This is a genomic window from Cupriavidus alkaliphilus, assembly GCF_014191175.1.
In the GTDB taxonomy this organism is placed as follows: domain Bacteria; phylum Pseudomonadota; class Gammaproteobacteria; order Burkholderiales; family Burkholderiaceae; genus Cupriavidus; species Cupriavidus alkaliphilus.
Window position 1 is genome coordinate 459183 of the sequence record NZ_JACHWE010000004.1, and the last position, 19179, is coordinate 478361.

13 protein-coding genes and 1 other RNA gene are annotated in these 19179 nt (G+C 66.5%); 7 read left to right on the forward strand and 7 right to left on the reverse strand.

Translation table 11 applies throughout. From position 1 onward, the window contains the following. Nucleotides 1–134: 134 nt before the first annotated feature. From FHX60_RS16955 to FHX60_RS16970, 4 genes are all read left to right on the forward strand, one after another. Entirely contained in the window at nt 135–1418 is a 1284-nt protein-coding gene (locus tag FHX60_RS16955; protein WP_183283988.1) for a D-amino acid dehydrogenase, read from the forward strand. Between the two features lie 105 nt (nt 1419–1523). Next, complete coding sequence (locus FHX60_RS16960) at nt 1524–2435, forward strand: glutamate/aspartate ABC transporter substrate-binding protein (RefSeq protein ID WP_183284052.1); 912 nt, start codon at nt 1524–1526, stop codon at nt 2433–2435. 193 nt (nt 2436–2628) lie between these two features. Continuing rightward, a complete protein-coding gene (locus FHX60_RS16965; RefSeq protein WP_183283989.1) occupies nt 2629–3450 on the forward strand; it encodes a transporter substrate-binding domain-containing protein in 822 nt (273 codons plus the stop codon). 105 nt (nt 3451–3555) lie between these two features. After that, on the forward strand, nt 3556–4215 hold the full coding sequence (locus FHX60_RS16970) for an amino acid ABC transporter permease (protein WP_092308151.1): 660 nt from the start codon (nt 3556–3558) through the stop codon (nt 4213–4215). 61 nt (nt 4216–4276) lie between these two features. Here FHX60_RS16970 and cphA (FHX60_RS16975) read toward each other — a convergent pair whose 3' ends face one another. Together cphA (FHX60_RS16975) and cphA (FHX60_RS16980) are read right to left on the reverse strand one after the other, a co-directional pair. Continuing rightward, nucleotides 4277–6847, reverse strand: a complete 2571-nt coding sequence (gene cphA / locus FHX60_RS16975; RefSeq protein ID WP_112773557.1) for a cyanophycin synthetase — start codon at nt 6845–6847, stop codon at nt 4277–4279. Nucleotides 6848–6889: 42 nt separating this feature from the next. After that, a complete protein-coding gene (cphA, locus tag FHX60_RS16980; protein WP_092308155.1) occupies nt 6890–9523 on the reverse strand; it encodes a cyanophycin synthetase in 2634 nt (877 codons plus the stop codon). Nucleotides 9524–9761: 238 nt separating this feature from the next. Between cphA (FHX60_RS16980) and FHX60_RS16985 the strand changes: the two genes are divergently transcribed. After that, a complete protein-coding gene (locus FHX60_RS16985) occupies nt 9762–12056 on the forward strand; it encodes a cyanophycin metabolism-associated ABC transporter (RefSeq protein WP_112773555.1) in 2295 nt (764 codons plus the stop codon). Then, a complete protein-coding gene (locus FHX60_RS16990) occupies nt 12046–12540 on the forward strand; it encodes a cyanophycin metabolism-associated DUF1854 family protein (RefSeq protein ID WP_183283990.1) in 495 nt (164 codons plus the stop codon). Before FHX60_RS16985 ends, FHX60_RS16990 begins: the two co-directional genes overlap by 11 nt. A 15-nt stretch (nt 12541–12555) precedes the next feature. On the opposite strand, the gene FHX60_RS16995 is transcribed toward FHX60_RS16990, so the two are convergent. The 5 genes from FHX60_RS16995 to ompA form a co-directional block, all read right to left on the reverse strand. Continuing rightward, nucleotides 12556–12957, reverse strand: coding sequence for a hypothetical protein (locus tag FHX60_RS16995; RefSeq protein WP_183284053.1), 402 nt, complete (start codon nt 12955–12957; stop codon nt 12556–12558). Nucleotides 12958–13360: 403 nt separating this feature from the next. After that, nucleotides 13361–13719: a transfer-messenger RNA gene (gene ssrA / locus FHX60_RS17000) on the reverse strand. 85 nt (nt 13720–13804) lie between these two features. After that, nucleotides 13805–14479 (reverse strand): phosphoglycolate phosphatase, encoded by a 675-nt coding sequence (gene gph, locus FHX60_RS17005; protein ID WP_183283991.1) that lies wholly within the window; start codon nt 14477–14479, stop codon nt 13805–13807. Next, nucleotides 14476–15234, reverse strand: a complete 759-nt coding sequence (gene ubiG, locus FHX60_RS17010; protein WP_112773553.1) for a bifunctional 2-polyprenyl-6-hydroxyphenol methylase/3-demethylubiquinol 3-O-methyltransferase UbiG — start codon at nt 15232–15234, stop codon at nt 14476–14478. Before ubiG ends, gph begins: the two co-directional genes overlap by 4 nt. A gap of 116 nt (nt 15235–15350) precedes the next feature. Then, on the reverse strand, nt 15351–16004 hold the full coding sequence (gene ompA, locus FHX60_RS17015) for an outer membrane protein OmpA (protein WP_062797334.1): 654 nt from the start codon (nt 16002–16004) through the stop codon (nt 15351–15353). A gap of 433 nt (nt 16005–16437) precedes the next feature. Here ompA and gyrA point away from each other — a divergent pair, with 433 nt between their 5' ends. Then, complete coding sequence (gene gyrA / locus FHX60_RS17020) at nt 16438–19125, forward strand: DNA gyrase subunit A (RefSeq protein WP_112773552.1); 2688 nt, start codon at nt 16438–16440, stop codon at nt 19123–19125. Nucleotides 19126–19179: the final 54 nt, after the last annotated feature.

The window sequence follows — 19179 nt, forward strand, 5'->3', positions numbered from 1 at the left end:
AGGCGGGGGAAGGGGGTGGCACGGGCGCGAATGGCACCCATAGCCTTAAGACATATTCTGGCACGTATTTGCATTGGGCAAGCCGGCGCGCTTGCACTACGCTCTGCCTGATGGACGCAAGCAAAGGAAAGGCAATGCGGGTGGTGATCGTGGGCGCGGGCGTGGTGGGCATGACCACGGCATGGCGCCTGGCCGAGGATGGCCACCAGGTGACGGTGCTGGAGCGCCACGACGGCCCCGGCGAGGAAACCAGCTTTGCCAATGGCGGGCAGCTGAGCTACAGCTACGTGGCGCCGCTGGCGGGTCCGGGCGTGATGGCCAAGGTGCCGGGCTGGCTGCTGCGGCGCGATTCGCCGATGCGCTTTCGCCCGGCGGCGGACCCTGCACAGTGGCGCTGGCTGGCCGCCTTCATGTCCGCCTGCAACAGCGCCACCAGCGAGGCGACCACGCGCAAGCTGCTGCGGCTGGGCTTCTATTCGCGCGACCTGATGCAGGCCTTCGTGGCCCGGCACCAGCATGACGACGGCGGCGCCGGCTTCCATTTTGCGCGGCGCGGCAAGCTGGTGGTGCACCGCGACGCGGCGGCGTTTGATTCGGCCTGCCGGCTGCTGGATTACCAGGCCAGCCTGGGCTGCGAGCAGCAGGCGCTGGACCGCGATGCCTGCGTGGCGCTGGAGCCCGCGCTGGCCGGCATCCGCGACGACATTGCCGGCGCCATCCATACCCCGAGCGAGGAGGTGGGCGACTGCCATCGCTTCTGCCTGTCGCTGGCACGGTTGCTGCAAGACGGCGCGTACGCGGGCGTGTCGATGCGCTTTGGCACCGTCGTGCAAGGGCTGGTGCAGCAGGGCGGGCGCGTCGCCGGGGTGCGTACGCCGGCCGGGGTGGTGCCCGCCGACGTGGTGATCGTGTCGGGCGGCATCGGCAGCGTGCCGCTGCTGCGCCCCCTTGGGGTACGGCCGATGCTGTGGCCGCTCAAGGGCTACAGCATCACGGTGCCGCTGGCCGGCGGCGCGCACGCGCCGCATATCAGCGTGACGGATTTTGCCAACAAGATCGTTTATGCCCGGATCGGCAATACACTGCGGGTGGCGGGCATGGCCGACCTGGTGCGCGGCGGCACCCGCATCGATCCGGAACGGGTCGGCACGCTGGTGGCCCAGACCCGCGCGCTGTTTCCCGGCATCGTGCCGGACCAGCCGCTGGCGCAGTTGCAGCCGTGGGCCGGGCTGCGACCGGCCACGCCGGACGGCCTGCCGCTGGTGGGGCCGTCGCGGGTGTCGGGGCTGTGGCTCAACCTGGGCCACGGCGCGCTGGGGTTTACGCTTGCGATGGGCAGTGCCGGCCTGCTGGCCGACCGCCTGGCGGGGCGCCGTCCCGCCGTCGACGCAGAAGATTTCGACGCCGCGCGCGCCTAGCGCCGCGGCCGAGCATGGGTTGTTGCCGTACCGGTAAGTCCGCAGTACCTGAAGCTGTCCATGAAACATGCCTCGATGACCAAGCCCCACTACAAGGAGCGCCACATGCAAACGCTGCACCCCCACCGATCCGTCACCCGCCGCGCACTTGCGGCAGCCACGCTGCTGCTGGCCGTCGGCGCCGCCCATGCCGCCGACGGCGACACGCTCAAGAAGATCAAGGACAGCGGCGTGATCTCGCTCGGCTATCGCGAATCGTCGATCCCGTTCTCGTACACCGACGGCAAGGAAGTCATGGGCTACTCGCATGAGATCCTGCTGCAGATCGTCGACAAGGTGAAAAGCGAGCTGAAGATGCCCAACCTGCAGGTGCGCCTGACGCCGATCACCTCGCAGAACCGGATCCCGCTGGTGCAGAACGGCACCATCGACATCGAATGCGGCAGCACCACCAACAACCTCGAGCGCCAGAAGCAGGTCGCGTTCTCCAACAGCCTGTTCGTCTACGGCATCAAGATGCTGACCAAGAAGGATTCGGGCGTGAAGGAGTTTGCCGACCTGAAGGATCGCAACGTGGTCACCACGGCAGGCACCACCGGCGAGCGCCTGCTGGTGAAGATGAACGGCGAGAAGGCCATGAACATGAACCTGATCAGCACCAAGGACCACGGCCAGTCCTTCCTGATCCTGGAAACCGGCCGTGCCGCGGCGTTCGTGATGGACGAGCCGCTGCTGTATGGCGAGCGCACCAAGGCCAAGAACGCCGCCGAGTGGGTGGTGGTGGGCGCGCCGCTGCAGACCGAGAACTACGCCTGCATGTTCCGCAAGGACGATCCCTCGTTCAAGAAGCTGGCCGACGGCGTGATCGCCGACCTGCAGACCAGCGGCCGTGCCGAGAAGCTGTACAACAAGTGGTTCATGACGCCGATCCCGCCGCGCGGCATCAACATGAACTACCCGCTGTCGGCCGACATGAAGGCACTGTTCGCGGCGCCCAACGACAAGGCCTATCAGTAAGGCAGGGCGGCCGCGGGGGCGCAACCGGGCCTCGCGGTTATTTAGCCATGATGAATCGATATTTAGCATTCGATAGTGTTTGCGGTAGTGTTGAGCCCGATATAGGCTCATAGCAGCACAACAGCCGGCGGCCCTCCAAAAGAGGCCGGCCGGCGCTGCCCCACACTGCTTATCCGCATCGACTGGAGAACATATGCGATCGCTTCGTACTGGCTGGTTCAAATCCCTGTTGGCCGCTTCCCTGGTGGCCGGCGCCGGCCTGGCGGCCACCGCGGCCCATGCCGCCGACCTGCTCGACACCGTCAAGCAGGCGGGCGTGCTGAAGATCGGGCTGGAGGGCACCTATCCTCCGTTCGGCTTCCGTGGCGCAAAGAACGAGCTGGAAGGCTTCGACGTCGACGTGGCGCGGGCGGTGGCGGCCAAGCTCGGCGTCAAGCCGGAGTTCGTCACCACCGAATGGAGCGGCATCATCGCCGGCCTGCAGGCGGGCAAGTTCGACATCATCGTCAACCAGGTCAACGTCACGCCGCAGCGCCAGCAGGTGCTGGATTTCTCCACGCCCTACGTCTACTCGGATGCGCAGCTGATCCAGCGCAAGGATGACAAGCGCCAGTTCAAGTCGCTGGAAGACCTGAAGGGCCACAAGCTCGGCGTCAGCCTGGGCAGCAACTACAACGACCTGGCCAAGTCCGTGGCCGGCATCGAGGTCAAGACCTATCCCGGCGCACCCGAGTACCTGCGCGACCTGGCGGCACAGCGCGTCGACGCCGCGCTGAACGACCGGCTGATGGTCGCGTATCTGGTCAAGACCGCCAACCTGCCGCTGCGGCCGGGCGCGATCGTGGCCGGTGCCACCACGCAGGTGGCGATCCCGTTCCGCAAGGACAACCCCAAGTTCGCGCAGGCGATCAACCACGCCCTGGAGGAACTGGGCAAAGACGGCACGCTCGGCAAGCTGTCGGTGAAGTGGTTCGGCACCGATGTGACCAAGCCAGCCGGCAAGCCGGTCAAGTAAGCCGGCCGACAGGGCGTTATCATGTCGCGGCGCGGCGGCCTGCATGGCTGCCGCGCCGCTTTGCTTTTTGTCCTTTATTGCTGATCCTTTTCGCGCCGCCACGCCATGCCCGCTCTCCAGCTCGTCATCGACTCCCTGCCCGTGCTGCTGCAGGGCACGCTGCTGACCATCAAGTTCGCGTTGTGGTCGATGGTGTTCGGGCTGATGCTGGGCACGGTGGTGGCGCTGATGGGCATCAGCCATAGCCGTGCGCTCAAGGCGGTGGCGCGAAGCTACGTCAGCATCATGCGCGGCACGCCGCTGCTGGTGCAGATCTTCGTGGTCTACTACGGGCTGCCCGGCATCGGCATCGCGCTGGAGCCGACGCCCGCCGGTGTGCTGACGCTGAGCCTGAACGTCGGCGCCTACTTGTCGGAGAGCATGCGCGGCGCCATCCTGGGCGTGGCGCGCGGGCAGTGGCTGGCCGCGTACAGCCTGGGCCTGACGCCGGCGCAGGCGCTGCGCTACGTGGTGGGCCCGCAGGCGCTGCGGCTGGCGGTGCCGAGCCTGTCGAACAGCCTGATCAGCCTGATCAAGGATACCTCGCTGGTATCGGTCATCACCGTCACCGAGCTGCTGCGCACCGCGCAGGAGGTGATCGCCGCCACCTACCAGCCGTTGCCGCTGTATCTGGCGGTCGCGGCGATCTACTGGGTGTTGAGCACGGGGTTGTCGGGGCTGCAGCACAGGCTGGAGCGCAGGTTGGCGCTGCCAGGGCGGCACTGAGCCCCGCACCAAAGAAAAAGGCCAGCTCCAAGGAGCTGGCCTTTGTGCATCAGCGGACCGTTCAGCCCTGCGCGATGCGCCCGGCGATATGCCCCAGCGCCTCTTCCACCTGGTCCACCAGGATCAGGCACAGGTCGCCCGGCTGCAGGTGCGACAGCGCGGTGTCGATGGCCAGGAACTCGCCGCGGATTTCCTCGACCTGGCTGGCGCGTTGCGCGCCCTGCAGGCCTTCGCGCAGCAGCGCCAGCACCTCGCCGTCGGCGCGGCCGCGCTGGCACTGGTCCTGGTACAGCACCACCTCATCGAACGCGCCGCCCAGGATCTGGGTCTGGCGGCGGATGTCGTCGTCGCGGCGGTCGCCCGCGCCGCTGATCACCACCACCCGCCGCTTGGCCGGGATGGATTCGATCGCGTTGCACAGCGCCAGGATGGCATCCGGGTTGTGGCCGTAGTCGGCAATCAGCGTGGCGCCGCGGTAGTCGAACACATTGAAGCGTCCGGGCGCGGTCTGCGCATCGTTGACGAAGGTGGCAAGCCCGCGGCGGATCACCGACCAGTCGATGCCCAGCGCCCACGCGGCGGCGATCGACGACATCGCATTCTCGACCTGGAAGCCGATGGTGCCGTTGCGCGTCAGCGGGATCTCCGCCAGCGCGATGCGCACTTCGGCATCGCCTTCCGCGGCGACGATGTCGGCGCCGTCGACGAACACCACGCGCTTGCCCTGCGCGCGGTGCGTGGCCATGGCCGGCTGGTCGGGATCGTGCGCGAAGAAGGTGACGCTGCCGGGGCAGGCGTCGGCCATGCGCACCACCATCGGGTCGGCCGCGTTGAGCACGGCCATGCCGTGCGGCGCCACGTTCTGCACGATCACGCTCTTGAGCACCGCCAGGTCTTCCACCGAGTTGATGTAGGACAGGCCCAGGTGGTCGCCTTCGCCGACGTTGGTCACCACCGCCACGTCGCAGCGGTCGAAAGCCAGGCCTTCGCGCAGCAGGCCGCCGCGCGCGGTTTCGAACACGGCGGCGTCCACGTCGGGGTGCAGCAGCACGTTGCGCGCGCTGCGCGGGCCGCTGCAGTCGCCGGTGTCGATGCGCTCGCCCTGGATATAGACGCCGTCGGTACCGGTCATGCCCATGCGCAGGCCGCTGCTGGCCATGATATGGGTGATCAGCCGCACCGTCGTGGTCTTGCCGTTGGTGCCCGACACCGCCACTACCGGAATGCGGCCGTCGTCGCCGTCGGCAAACATGGTCGAGACGATCGCTTCGCCGACCGCGCGGCCCTTGCCGTACGACGGCTGCAGGTGCATGCGCAGGCCCGGCGCGGCGTTGACCTCGACGATGCCGCCGGCCTGTTCCTCGAACGGCTTGAGCATGGTCTCGCAGACCGCGTCGACGCCGGCGATGTCCAGGCCCACCATCTGCGCCGCCGCCACCGCGCGCGCGGCGATGTCGGGATGGACGTCGTCGGTGACGTCGGTGGCGCTGCCGCCGGTGGACAGGTTGGCGTTGTTGCGCAGGACCACGCGGGTGCCGGCGGCCGGTACGGAATCCGCGGTCAGGTTCTGCTTGGCCAGCGTCGCCAGCGCGATATCGTCGAAGCGGATCTTGGTCAGCGAGGTGGCATGGCCTTCGCCGCGGCGCGGGTCGCGGTTCACTTCCTCGACCAGCTGGCGCACGGTATGCACGCCGTCGCCGATCACCTGCGGCGGATCGCGGCGCGCGGCCGCCACCAGCTGCTTGCCGACCACCAGCAGGCGGAAATCATGGCCCGGGATATAGCGCTCGACGATCACGTCCGAACTGATGTCCGAGGCGACCTCGTAGGCGGTCATCACTTCCTCGCGGGTGCGGATGCGCACCGCGACGCCCTTGCCCTGGTTGCCGTCGCGCGGCTTGACCACCACCGGTGCGTCGATCTCCTGCGCCGCGGCCCAGGCTTGCTCGGCGCTGCGCACCGAGCGGCCCAGCGGCACCGGCACGCCGGCGGCGTGCAGCAGGCTCTTGGTCAGTTCCTTGTCCTGCGCGATCGACTCGGCCACGGCGCTGGTGCGGTCGGTCTCGGCCGCCTGGATGCGGCGCTGCTTGCTGCCCCAGCCGAACTGAACCATCGAGCCCTGGGTCAGGCGCCGGTACGGGATGCCGCGCGCGACCGCGGCGTAGACGATCGAGCCGGTGCTCGGCCCGAGGCGCACGTCCTCGTCCAGCTCGCGCAGGCGGTGCAGCGCGTCGGCGAGGTCGAACGGGGTGTCGTGGCGCGCGGCCTGGCACAGCGCCTCGGCCAGTTCGAAGGCGAGCCGGCCGACTTCCTCCTCGCTGTATTGCACGATCACCTGGTAGATGCCGGGCTCGACCGTCTGCGCGGTGCGGCTGAACGTCACCGGGCAGCCGGCGGCGGCCTGCAGGCGCAGCGCGGTCACTTCCAGCACGTGGGCCAGCGACAGCTCGACCGATTCCTCGTCCGGGCGCAGCGGCCCGATCTCGGGGAAGCGGGCGCGCAGCCGGTCTTCGAAGCCGGTCAGGGCCGACAGCATGTTGGCGGTGTCCTGGCAGGCCACGATCGCCTCGATGGCGGTGTGGCGGCACCACAGGTTCGGGCCCCGCAGGGCCCGGATACGGGAGACTTCCATAGAACGGTTTCCGTGTCTTCTATGCGCGGTTAGCTGGGGGCGTCAGGCGCGGCGGGCAGGCTGGCCCATCCAGTGGTGCACCAGGTCGACGGTGGCGCCGGTGGCGGCCTCGTCGCACTGCAGCACCAGCAGGTCGCCCGGCACGAGCTGGCTGAGGGCGGCTTCGATGGCGCTGGCGCGCGTGCCTTCGTCGATGATCTTGGTCACGCGCCGGCCTTCGTACAGGCCCTGCTTGAGCAGCGCGCGCGCCTCGGCGTCGGGCAGGGCGCGCTTGACGCTGCGGTCCTCGCACAGGAACACGCGGTCGAAATGCTGGCCCAGGGCCTTGCCCTGGCGCACCAGGTCGTCGTCGCGGCGCTGCACGCCGGCGCCGTAGACCACCATGCGGCGCTCGGCCGGGAAGCGGTCCAGCGCGGTCGCCAGCGCTTCGAGCGCGGGGGCGTTGTGGGCGTCGTCGACCACCACCGTGGCGCCGTTACGCTCGAACAGCGTGAAGCGGCCCGGCACGTCTACCTGGCCGACATCGAAGGTCACCACGCCGGCGCGGATCAGGTCATTGGAGATGCCCAGCGCCCAGCCGGCGGCGACCGCGGCCAGCACGTTCTCGATCTGGAACGCGACGCGGCCGGCGTAGGTCAGTGGCACCGCCGCCACGTCGACCAGCGCGGTCTCGCTGTTGCCGGTGGCCAGCACGATCTTGCCTTCGCGCACGTACACCGCGCGCTTGCCCGCGGCGCGGTGCGACATGATCGCCGGCAGCTCCGGGGTCAGGCCGAAGAAGATCACGTCGCCGTCGCACAGTTCGGCCATCTCGACCAGGCGCTCGTCGCGCGCGTTGAGCACGGCGGCCCCGTTCTGCAGCACCACGTCGACCTGCGTGCGCAGCACGTTGTACATGCGGTCTTCGTCTTCGACGTAATAGTCGCCGAGATGGTCGGGCTGGTCGAAGTTGGTGACCACGCCGACCTGGCAGCGGTCATAGGCCAGGCCCTCGGACAGGATGCTGCCGCTGTCGTTCTCGAACACGGCGGCCTCGACCGCGCGGTTCATCAGGATGCGGTGGCCGGCTTCCCAGTTGGCGCGGTCGCCGCTTTCGACCTGGCGGCGGTCCAGGAACAGGCCGTCGCTGCAGGCCAGCCCGGTATGCTTGCCCGACAGCTGCAGCAGGCGCGCTACCAGCCGTGCCACCACGGTCTTGCCGTTGGTGCCGGTCACGCCCACCACCGGGATGCGGCCCTGGTCGTCTTCCGACTCCGGGAACAAGTGGTTGACGATGGCGCGTCCCACCGGGCGCGGCGTGCCCTCGGCCGGCTTGATATGCATCAGCAGGCCGGGGCCGGCGTTCACTTCGACGATGGCACCGCGTTGTTCGTGCAGCGGGCGCGAGATGTCCTCGGCCACCAGGTCCACGCCGGCAATATCCAGCCCCACCACGCGCGCGGCCAGCGCGGCATGCGCGGCCACGCTGGGGTGCACCCGGTCGGTGACGTCGAAGGCAACGTTGCCATTGCGCTGGATCAGCACGGTGCGGCCTTCCGGCGGCACCGAACTGCCGTCCATGCCCTGGCGCTTCAGCTCCAGCCGCGCGGCGGAGTCGAGGCGCACGCGGTTGAGCGGGTGGTCCTCGGTGCTGCCGCGGCGCGGATCGGAATTGATCTGCAGCTCGATCAGCTCGTCGATGGTGGACTTGCCGTCGCCGACCACGCTGGCGGTCTCGCCCATGGCCGCTGCCACCAGGCGGCCGCCCACCACCAGCAGGCGGTGCTCGTTGCCCGGGATGAAGCGCTCGACGATGACGCCGCTGCCCTCGTCGATGGCCACGCCATAGGCAGTTTCCACTTCCTCGCGGGTCATCAGGTTGGTGAACACGCCGCGGCCATGGTTGCCGTCATAAGGCTTCACCACTACCGGCACGCCGATGTCCTCGGCGGCATCCCAGGCGTCCTCCGGCGATTCGACCAGCCGGCCTTCCGGCACCGGCACGCCGCAGGATTCGAGCAGGCTCTTGGTCAGGTCCTTGTCGCGCGAGATGCTTTCGGCGATGGCGCTGGTGCGGTCGGTCTCGGCGGTCCAGATGCGGCGCTGGCGCGCGCCGTAGCCCAGCTGCACCAGGTTGCCGTCCGACAGGCGGATCGCGGGGATGTCGCGGTCGTCCGCAGCATCGACGATGCAGGCGGTGCTGGGGCCCAGGCAATGCTTGTCGACCAGGCGGCGCAGGTGGTCCACCGTAGCAGGGACGTCGTACGGGCGATCCTCGATCGCGGCCATGACCAGGTCGCGCGCGGCGAACAGGGCGGCGCGGGTGACTTCCTCGTGCCAGGCGCGCACGATCACCTTGTACACGCCGCGCACCGGCGTTTCACGCGCCTTGCCGAAGCCGCCCGGCATCCCCGCCAGGTTTTGCAGCTCAAGCGTCACGTGTTCCAGGATATGCCCCGGCCAGGTGCCTTCCTTCAGCCGCTGCAGGAAGCCGCCGCGCTCGCCGATGCTGCAGCGATGCTCGATCAGCGACGGCAGCCAGGCCGACAGGCGCTCGTAGAACCCCGGAATGGTGTTGGAGGGAAAGTCCTCCAGTTCCCCGATATCGACCCATGCCTCCAAAACGGGCCGATATGTCCACATATTCGGGCCGCGCAGCGACATGACATCGAAAATCTCAATGTCCTTCTTTTTCATTGAATTAGCTTGAGGCAGTGGGCGGAACGCCCGAGAAATGGAAGCCTAACCTTTCAGTAACGTTACAGCACGAAGCGGGTTGACTTTCTTGGTGTAAAAGTGATTGTGCAATGCATCAGGGCTACCCGCGCGTTCGTCGTTATGTATACTGCGGGCGAATTAGCGGGCCGCCAGCGCGTGCCCGGCCTAAATTGTTTCAAGTTATGTCCGCAATCCCTGGACGCACGCCGCGCCATCCATGACCCAGTCCTCCCTGCCTGTCCCTACCGCCACCGCCGCCGACGAACCCTGGCGAGCTGAAGCCGGATCGTGGCTCCGACCCGGCGAGACTGTCCTGGCCGGACTGGCACTGGACCTCGACGCGAGGCTGCATTTTACCCAAGGGTGGCTGGTTGTGACCGACCAGCGCATCGTTGCCCATGCCCCCGGCGAAAAAAATGTGCGGGAATGGAACATCGCCCCGGCGCTGCGCCTGTCGCATACCGACCATGCGGGGGTGGGCACGCTGGAACTGACCGGCCCGGCCGGCCGGCTCGCTACCTGGCGATATACGCTTGGTTACAATCCCGCCGCTTTGCGCCTGGCCGACCAGTTCGAGGCCCAGCGCGACGCGGCGGCCTCGCGTCCGGTCCCCGTAGCCGGCGAGGTGTTGTGCCCGACCTGCAAGGCACCGCTGCCGCCGGACGAGGAACAGTGCCCGCAATGCAGCCGCGAACTGGAGACGCCGCCGTCGACGTGGGCGCTGCTGCGGCTATGGCGCTTTGCCCGCCCGTACCGCTGGCAACTGCTGGGCGGCTTCCTCCTGACGCTGCTGTCGACCGCCGCCACGCTGGTGCCGCCGTACCTGACCATGCCGCTGATGGACCGGGTGCTGATCCCGTTCCAGAACGGCGTGCCGATCGACTATGGGCTGGTGCGCCTGTACCTGGCGGGGTTGCTCGGGGCGGCGCTGGTGGCATGGTCGCTGGGATGGGCGCGCACCTACCTGCTGGCGCGGGTATCGGAGCGCATCGGCGCCGATCTTCGCACCACAACGTATGAACATTTGCTAAAGCTGTCGCTGGAGTATTTTGGCGGCAAGCGCACCGGCGACCTGATGGCGCGCATCGGCTCGGAAAGCGACCGCATCTGCGTGTTCCTGTCACTGCACCTGCTGGACTTCGCCACCGACGTGCTGATGATCGTGATGACGGCGGTGATCCTGGTCTCGATCAACCCGTGGCTCGCGCTGGTGACGCTGGTGCCGTTGCCGTTTATCGCGTGGATGATCCACCTGGTGCGCGACCGCCTGCGCCACGGCTTCGAGAAGATCGACCGGATCTGGTCGGAAATCACCAACGTGCTGGCCGACACCATCCCCGGCATCCGTGTGGTCAAGGCGTTTGCCCAGGAGAAGCGCGAAGTCACGCGCTTCCGCGAAGCCAACAAGCACAACCTGGCGATCAACGACCGCGTCAACGCGGTGTGGTCGCTGTTCACGCCGACGGTGACGCTGCTGACCGAGATCGGGCTGCTGATCGTGTGGGTGTTTGGCATCTGGCAGGTGTCGCACAGCGCCATTACCGTGGGCGTGCTGGTGGCATTCCTGACCTATATCAGCCGCTTCTATACGCGCCTGGATTCGATGAGCCGCATCGTCTCGGTGACGCAGAAGGCCGCCGCCGGCGCCAAGCGCATCTTCGACATCCTCGACCATGTGTCGAGCGTGCCGGAGCCGGCGCGGCCGGCCCGGCTGGACCGGGTCGAGGGCGCCATCGACATGAGCGACCTGGGCTTCCGCTACGGCAACCGCGCGGTGATCCGGGGGCTGAACCTGTCGATCGCGCCGGGCGAGATGATCGGGCTGGTCGGCCACAGCGGCTCGGGCAAGAGTACGCTGGTCAACCTGATCTGCCGCTTCTACGATGTGTCGGAGGGCGCGATCCGGGTCGACGGGGTCGATATCCGCTCGCTGCCGGTTTCGGAGTACCGCCGCCATATCGGCCTGGTGCTGCAGGAGCCGTTCCTGTTCTTCGGCACGATTGCCGACAACATCGCCTACGGCAAGCCCGACGCCACACGCGAGGAGATCATTGCCGCGGCGCGCGCCGCGCATGCGCACGAGTTCATCCTGCGGCTGCCGCACGGCTATGACTCGCTGGTGGGTGAGCGCGGCCAGGCGCTGTCGGGTGGCGAGCGCCAGCGCATCTCGATCGCGCGCGCGCTGCTGATCAACCCCCGCATCCTGATCATGGACGAGGCCACCTCGTCGGTCGACACCGCCACCGAGAAGGAAATCCAGAAGGCGCTGGACAACCTGGTGCAGGGCCGCACCACCATTGCCATCGCGCACCGCCTGTCGACGCTGCGCAAGGCGGACCGGCTGGTGGTGATGGACCGCGGGCAGATCGTCGAAGTGGGCAGCCATGACGAACTGCTGCTGCGCGAAGGCGCGTACTACAAGCTGTACCAGGCGCAGGCGCGCAATGTCGATACCGAAGACGACGACACCGAAGAGGCCATCCAGATCCCGGAGACTGCCCATGCCCAATGACATCGCCGCCGCCGCGCCGACCCCTGTGTTCACGCTGGACCGCAACCCGTTCGGCCGCCTGGTGCTGATCGCCGAGGACGGCACCGTCCATGAAGGCGTGGTACCGGTGCGCGCCTTCCCCATCTCCGCGCCGCGGGGCGGCATCGGCATGATGAGCACCGACGGGCATGAGGTGGTGTGGATTCCGCGCTTGGAAGACCTGCCGATCGCCGAGCGCGACATGATCGAGGCGGAGCTGGCCTCGCGCGAGTTCATGCCGGAAATCGAGCGCATCGTCAGTGTGTCGACCTACGCCACGCCGAGCGTGTGGACGGTCAAGACCGACCGCGGCCAGACCGACCTGGTGCTGCGCGGCGAAGAAGCGATCCGGCGCCTGGCCGGCAGCACGCTGCTGATCTCGGACACGCACGGCATCCACTACCTGATCCGCGACCTGATGGCGCTGGACAAGCACAGCCGCAAGATACTAGACCGCTTCCTCTGAGGGGCGGCCGGGAGATCAGTGCAGCAGCTCGGACGAATCGTCCTCGTCGTCCCAGTCGTCGTGCATCACCGGCACGTCGGGTGCCATGTCGAACACCATCGAGTGATAGCGCACGCTGAACCATTCGCGAAACATCTTCAGCGACAGTTCCTCGGGCCATGCCGAGTCGTCGAACCATTCGCCGAGCATGAATTCGAAGAACTCCTGCCAGCGCTTCTCGACCCAGCGTACGGCGTTCTCGTGCGTGTCGGCCAGCTCCTCGGGCAGCAGGAACACGCTCTGGTCTTCGCGTACCTGCTCCAGCGTGAGGCCGGCCACGGGCTGGGGATCGACCGCCTGGATCCATTCCAGGAACGGCTGCTCCGGAACCAGGGCGATCATGGAGCGGTTGATGGTGAAGCGGGGATGGTCGGACATCGCGAAAGCCTTGAAGGACTGCAGCGGGCTATTGTAGTCCTTCGATTCCGGGATGTAGCGATGAACCATGCCTCCGGCACGTCACTGCTGCGATAGCGCGCTGATCGCGGGCAGGCTCACGGTAGGGGGGGCGAGGACATTGCAGGCGATTTCGCGCGTGACGATGGTGCCTCGCCAAAAGAAAAAGCCCTCGGCCGGGTGGACGAGGGCTCGAAGTGGCAGCGGGCGAGTCGCGGATCGCCCGCATCGCATCATGGGCCTGCATGGCGCGCCCGGCATCCCCAAAAGTGGGGATGTGTTTTTTTCCGGCGCATGCCGGTGGCGCGGCCGGACAAAGAAAAACCCGCGCAGCCTCGGCTGTCGCGGGTTTCTGGTCCTGCTGGTACTGCATCGGACTGAATACTGGTGGAGCCGGCGGGAATCGAACCCGCGTCCGCAAGCCCTCCACAGAGAGTTCTACATACTTAGTTCTGTCATTTGATTTAACCGGCGCATCGCGGACGAACACGCTCTACGACGGCGAGTCACTAGGTTTTCGTCCCCGGCTTCGTGACCCTTCCGGAGCTTATCTGACGTAAATGACCTCGCGTGGTCTTGCGACCCTAGCCCGTCAGCGAGCCAGTGCGAGGACGGCGGCCCTTAGGCTGCCAGTGCGTAACGTTCGTCGTTAGCAGTTATTGCATTCCCATTGATTAACGAGGTGACGGGTCCTCGGTATGCCCTCCACTGCTTTGTAACCCACGTCGAAACCAGGTCGGCCCCAGTGAGGAAGCTGGATTGTACCCGGTTGGACGCAAGCTGTCTTGGGGAGTTCCAGGCCGGGTCCCTGGATACTGCCAGCGCACTTTCAGGCGATCGCGGCGGGCACCAGCAGCGGGATCAGTTCCGCCGGGTGGCGGATCAGGTGGTCCGCGCCCCAGGCCTCGGGCGGGTCGCCGTCGCCGCAGTAGCCATAAGCCGCGGTCACGGTGATCATGCCGGCGGCCTTGCCGGCCTGGATGTCGCGCAGGTCGTCGCCGACATAGACACACCGGCTCGGGTCGACGCCGGCACTCGCGGCGGCATGCAGCAGCGGCGCCGGGTGGGGCTTGGCATGCGGCGTGGTGTCGCCGCTGACGACGGCGCTGGCGCGGGGCGTCAGGCCAATCGCGGCGACCAGCGGCACCGTGAAGCGCGCGATCTTGTTGGTGACGATCCCCCACGGGATGCCCGCCGCCTCGAGTGCGGCCAGCACCTGCGGCATGCCGTCGAACAGGCGCGTGTGCACCGCGATGTCGGCCTCGTAGTAATCCAGGAAGATATCGCGCAGGGCCGGAAATTCGGCATCCTCCGGGCGCAGGCCGAATGCGGCGCCGAGCAGTCCGCGGGCGCCATGCGAGGCCACGGGCCGCAGCTTGTCATAGGCCACGGGCGGGCGGCCGCGTTCGACCACCAGCCGGTTTGCCGCCGCAGCCAGGTCCGGCGCGGTGTCGGCGAGGGTGCCGTCGAGATCGAAAAAGACCCCTGCGATCGCCGCGCTCATGCCGCCACCCGGCGGAACGCCATCAGGTAGTTGACGTCGGTGTCCCGGCCCAGCGCATAGACCTGCGACAGCGGGTTGTAGGTCATGCCGCGCATCTCGACCAGGTCCAGGCCGGCCTGGCGCGCGAAGCGGGCCAGTTCGGAAGGGGTGATGAACTTTTCGTAGTCGTGGGTGCCGCGCGGCAGCATGTTGAGCACGTATTCGGCGCCGACGATGGCCAGCAGGTACGCCTTCAGGTTGCGGTTGATGGTCGAGAAGAACACATGGCCGCCGGGACGGACCAGCGTCGCGCACGCGTGCACGATCGAAGCCGGATCCGGCACGTGTTCCAGCATTTCCATGCAAGTGACCACATCCACGCTGGCCGGCTCGCGCGCCGCCAGCGCTTCGGCGGCGATCTCCTCGTAGGTCACGGCAACGCCGGACTCGAGGCTATGCAGATCGGCCACCTTCAGCGCCTTGCTGGAGAGATCGATGCCGCGCACGGTGGCGCCCAGGCGCGCCATGCTCTCGGACAGGATGCCGCCGCCGCAGCCCACGTCGACCACCCGCTTGCCCGCCAGTCCGGCAATGCCATCGATCCAGCCCAAGCGCAACGGATTCAGCTCATGCAGCGGCTTGAACTCGCTCTGCGGATCCCACCAGCGGTGGGCCAGTTCGCTGAATTTGTCGATTTCCTTGGGGTCGGCATTCCGGCGCGGCGGGTGCTGGCGGGCGGCGTCGGCTGCGGGGAGGGTGTGCGATTGCAACGTCATCGTATGCGGGTCCGGCGGCGCTGGCCGCGGCGGGTGGAGGAAGGGGACAGTCCGGGCAACTGTACCAAAAAAAAAGCCCAGCTTGCGCTGGGCTTCTTGGATCGGAAGGGTTCCGATTAACGTGCGCTGCGGGTGCCGACCACTTCGACTTCCACGCGGCGGTTCGGCTGCTGGCAGGCGATCTGCGCCTTGCGGTTGCCCTTGCACGACTTCGGATCAACCTTCAGCTGGCGCTTGCCCTTGCCTTCGGTGTAGACGCGGTTGGCTTCAACGCCCTTGCTCACCAGGTAAGCCTTGACCGATTCAGCGCGGCGGATCGACAGGCGATCGTTGTACTTGTCCGAGCCGAACGAGTCGGTGTGGCCAACGGCGATGATGACTTCCAGGGTGATGCCTTGCAGCTTCGAGACCAGGTCGTCCAGCTTGGCCTTGCCTTCGGGCTTCAGCACAGCCTTGTCGAAGTCGAACAGGGTGTCAGCAGCGAAAGTGACCTTCTCGCTCGAGACAACCGGCGGGGCCACCGGAGCCGGGGCCGGTGCCGCAACGGCCGGGGCCAGGGCGCCGTCGCACAGCGCGTTGGCCGTGGCCGGGGTCCAGGAGCTGTCGCGCCAGCAGAGCTCGTTCGTGCCATTCTTCCACACGTACTCGCTCGTACCGTTGCCCCAGTTGTCGTTCACTGCCTTCTTTTCATAAGGGACGGACTGAGCTTGAGCGGATGCAGCCATTACTGCGGTAGCTGCAACGAGCGCGAGCTTGGCAAATTTTTTCATATTTCTCCTCTCAGGATGAGATCACCGCAGGGTTACTGCGAGCAAATGGACGAAAACAAGTCATACATTCTTCGGAGTATAACATTCTCGATGTGGCGGATGCTCCACTTCGAACAATGTCTGGCTCTTCGCTGGGGAATTGTGCCACAAGGGTCGTTTCCTAAGAAGTAAATATATTCGATTCGCCGCATGGGTTTTGGGCCTGTGGTGTTTGTGCAACATGGGTCTTGTATCGCCCGCAAAGCCTTGTGGCATCAGGGATTCCGGGTTTCAGCAGCGGCCCTCGCGGGCTCCCGCGGGGCCTGTCCGGAGAGCGCCGGGCAGGGGGTGCTGGCATGTTAGAATGGCACGTTGCCCAGCCGTCAGGCGCCCACCGGCGCCGCGTGCCAAAGGCCTGTCATTTGCTTAAACCTGCCGCATAAACCACGCCGCAATGGATCCATTCGCAAAAGAAACCCTTCCGGTCTCCCTAGAAGAGGAAATGCGCCGCTCCTACCTGGATTACGCCATGAGCGTAATCGTTGGGCGCGCGCTTCCCGATGTTCGGGATGGCCTGAAACCGGTGCACCGGCGCGTGCTGTATGCGATGCACGAGCTCAACAACGACTGGAACCGCGCCTACAAGAAGTCGGCCCGTATCGTCGGGGATGTGATCGGTAAGTACCACCCGCACGGCGATACCGCAGTCTACGACACCATCGTGCGCATGGCGCAGGACTTCTCGCTGCGCTACATGCTGGTCGACGGCCAGGGGAATTTCGGTTCCGTGGACGGGGATAACGCCGCGGCCATGCGTTATACCGAAATCCGCCTGTCGAAAATCGCCCACGAGATGCTGCACGACATCGACAAGGAAACGGTCGATTTCGACAGCAACTACGACGGCTCTGAAAAAGAGCCTTCGATTCTCCCGGCCCGTATTCCCAATCTGCTAATCAACGGTTCGTCGGGTATTGCGGTGGGCATGGCCACCAATATCCCACCGCATAACCTGAATGAAATCGTCGACGGCTGCCTGCACCTGCTGCGCAACCCGCAGGCGACCGTGGATGAGCTGATTGAATTGATTCCGGCTCCGGATTTTCCGACCGCCGGCATTATCTATGGCATTCAGGGCGTCCGCGAAGGCTACCGCACCGGCCGGGGCCGCGTGGTGATGCGCGCCAAGACGCACTTCGAGGATATCGACCGCGGCCAGCGCCAAGCGATCATCGTCGACGAGCTGCCGTACCAAGTCAACAAGCGCACCCTGCTGGAGCGCATCGCCGAGCTGGTCACCGAGAAGAAGGTCGAAGGCATCTCGGATATCCGCGACGAGTCGGACAAGTCCGGCATGCGGGTGGTGATCGAGCTCAAGCGCAACGAAGTGCCCGAGGTCGTCCTCAACAACCTATATAAGAACACCCAGCTGCAGGACACCTTCGGCATGAACATGGTGGCGCTGGTCGACCGCCAGCCGCGCCTGCTGAACCTGCGCCAGATGCTGGAGTACTTCCTCGCGCACCGCCGCGAGGTCGTCACGCGCCGCACGGTGTTCGAGCTGCGCAAGGCACGCGAGCGCGGGCATGTGCTGGAAGGCCTGGCAGTGGCACTGGCCAACATCGACGAGTTCATCGCCATCATCAAGGCCGCCCCCACGCCGCCGATCGCCAAGCAGGAACTGATGAGCAAGGCGTGGGATTCCGCGCTGGTGCGCGACATGCTGGCCCGCGCCGAGGGCGAAACCCCGGGCGGGCGGGCGTCTTACCGGCCGGACGGACTGCCGGCGGTGTTCGGCATGCAGGCCGACGGCTTGTACAGGCTGTCGGACGGCCAGGCGCAGGAAATCCTGCAGATGCGCCTGCAACGCCTCACCGGGCTCGAACAAGACAAGATCGTCCAGGAATATCGCGACATCATGGCGGAAATCGCCGACCTGCTCGATATCCTGGCGCGTCCGGAGCGTATTACTACCATCATCATCGACGAACTGACAGCGATCCGCGCCGAATTCGGCGATGAGCGCCGTTCGCAGATCGAACTGAACGCGACCGAGCTCGATACCGAGGACCTGATCACCCCGCAGGACATGGTGGTCACGCTGTCGCACAGCGGCTATATGAAGAGCCAGCCGATCTCCGAGTACCGTGCGCAGAAGCGCGGCGGGCGAGGCAAGCTGGCAACGGCGACCAAGGAAGACGACTGGATCGATACCCTGTTCGTGGCCAATACCCACGACTACATCCTGTGCTTCTCCAACCGCGGCCGGCTCTACTGGCTGAAGGTCTACGAGGTGCCGCAGGGCTCGCGCAACTCGCGCGGGCGGCCGATCGTCAACATGTTCCCGTTGTCGGAAGGCGAGAAGATCAACGTCATCCTGCCGGTGCGGCAGTTCGACGCCGAGCACTTCATCTTCATGGCGACCGCGCGCGGCACGGTCAAGAAGACTGCGCTGACCGAGTTCTCCAACCCACGCAAGGCCGGCATCATCGCGGTCGACCTGGACGAAGGCGACTACCTGATCGGTGCGGCGGTGACCGACGGCCAGCACGACGTGATGCTGTTCTCGGACGCCGGCAAGGCCGTGCGTTTCGACGAGAACGATGTGCGTCCGATGGGCCGCCAGGCGCGCGGCGTACGCGGCATGAACCTGGAAGACGGCCAGGCCGTGATCGCGATGCTGGTGGCGCCGGCCGAGACCGCTGAAGAGGCGGCCGATGCGAGCGTGCGCGGCAGCGTGCTGACCGCGACCGAGAACGGCTACGGCAAGCGTACCCCCATCGCCGAGTACACTCGACATGGCCGTGGCACCAAGGGCATGATTGCGATCCAGACGAGCGAGCGCAACGGCCGTGTGGTGGCTGCTGCACTGGTTTCGCCCGAGGACGAGATCATGCTGATCACCACCGGCGGCGTGCTGATCCGCACCCGTGTGGCGGAAATCCGCGAGATGGGTCGCGCGACCCAGGGTGTGACGCTGATCAACGTGGACGAGGGCACCAAGCTGTCCGGGCTGCAGCGCATCGTCGAAAGCGATGCCGACAACGGTGGCAATGGCGAGGAACCGGACGAGGCCGAGGGCGCGGAAGGCGCCGAGGGCACTGAAGGTGCCGCAGGTGCGGGTGCCGACGCGAATCCATAAGACAAAACGTAAATTGTTGCAACAATAGGACGCCAGCCGGAACTCGCCTCGCGG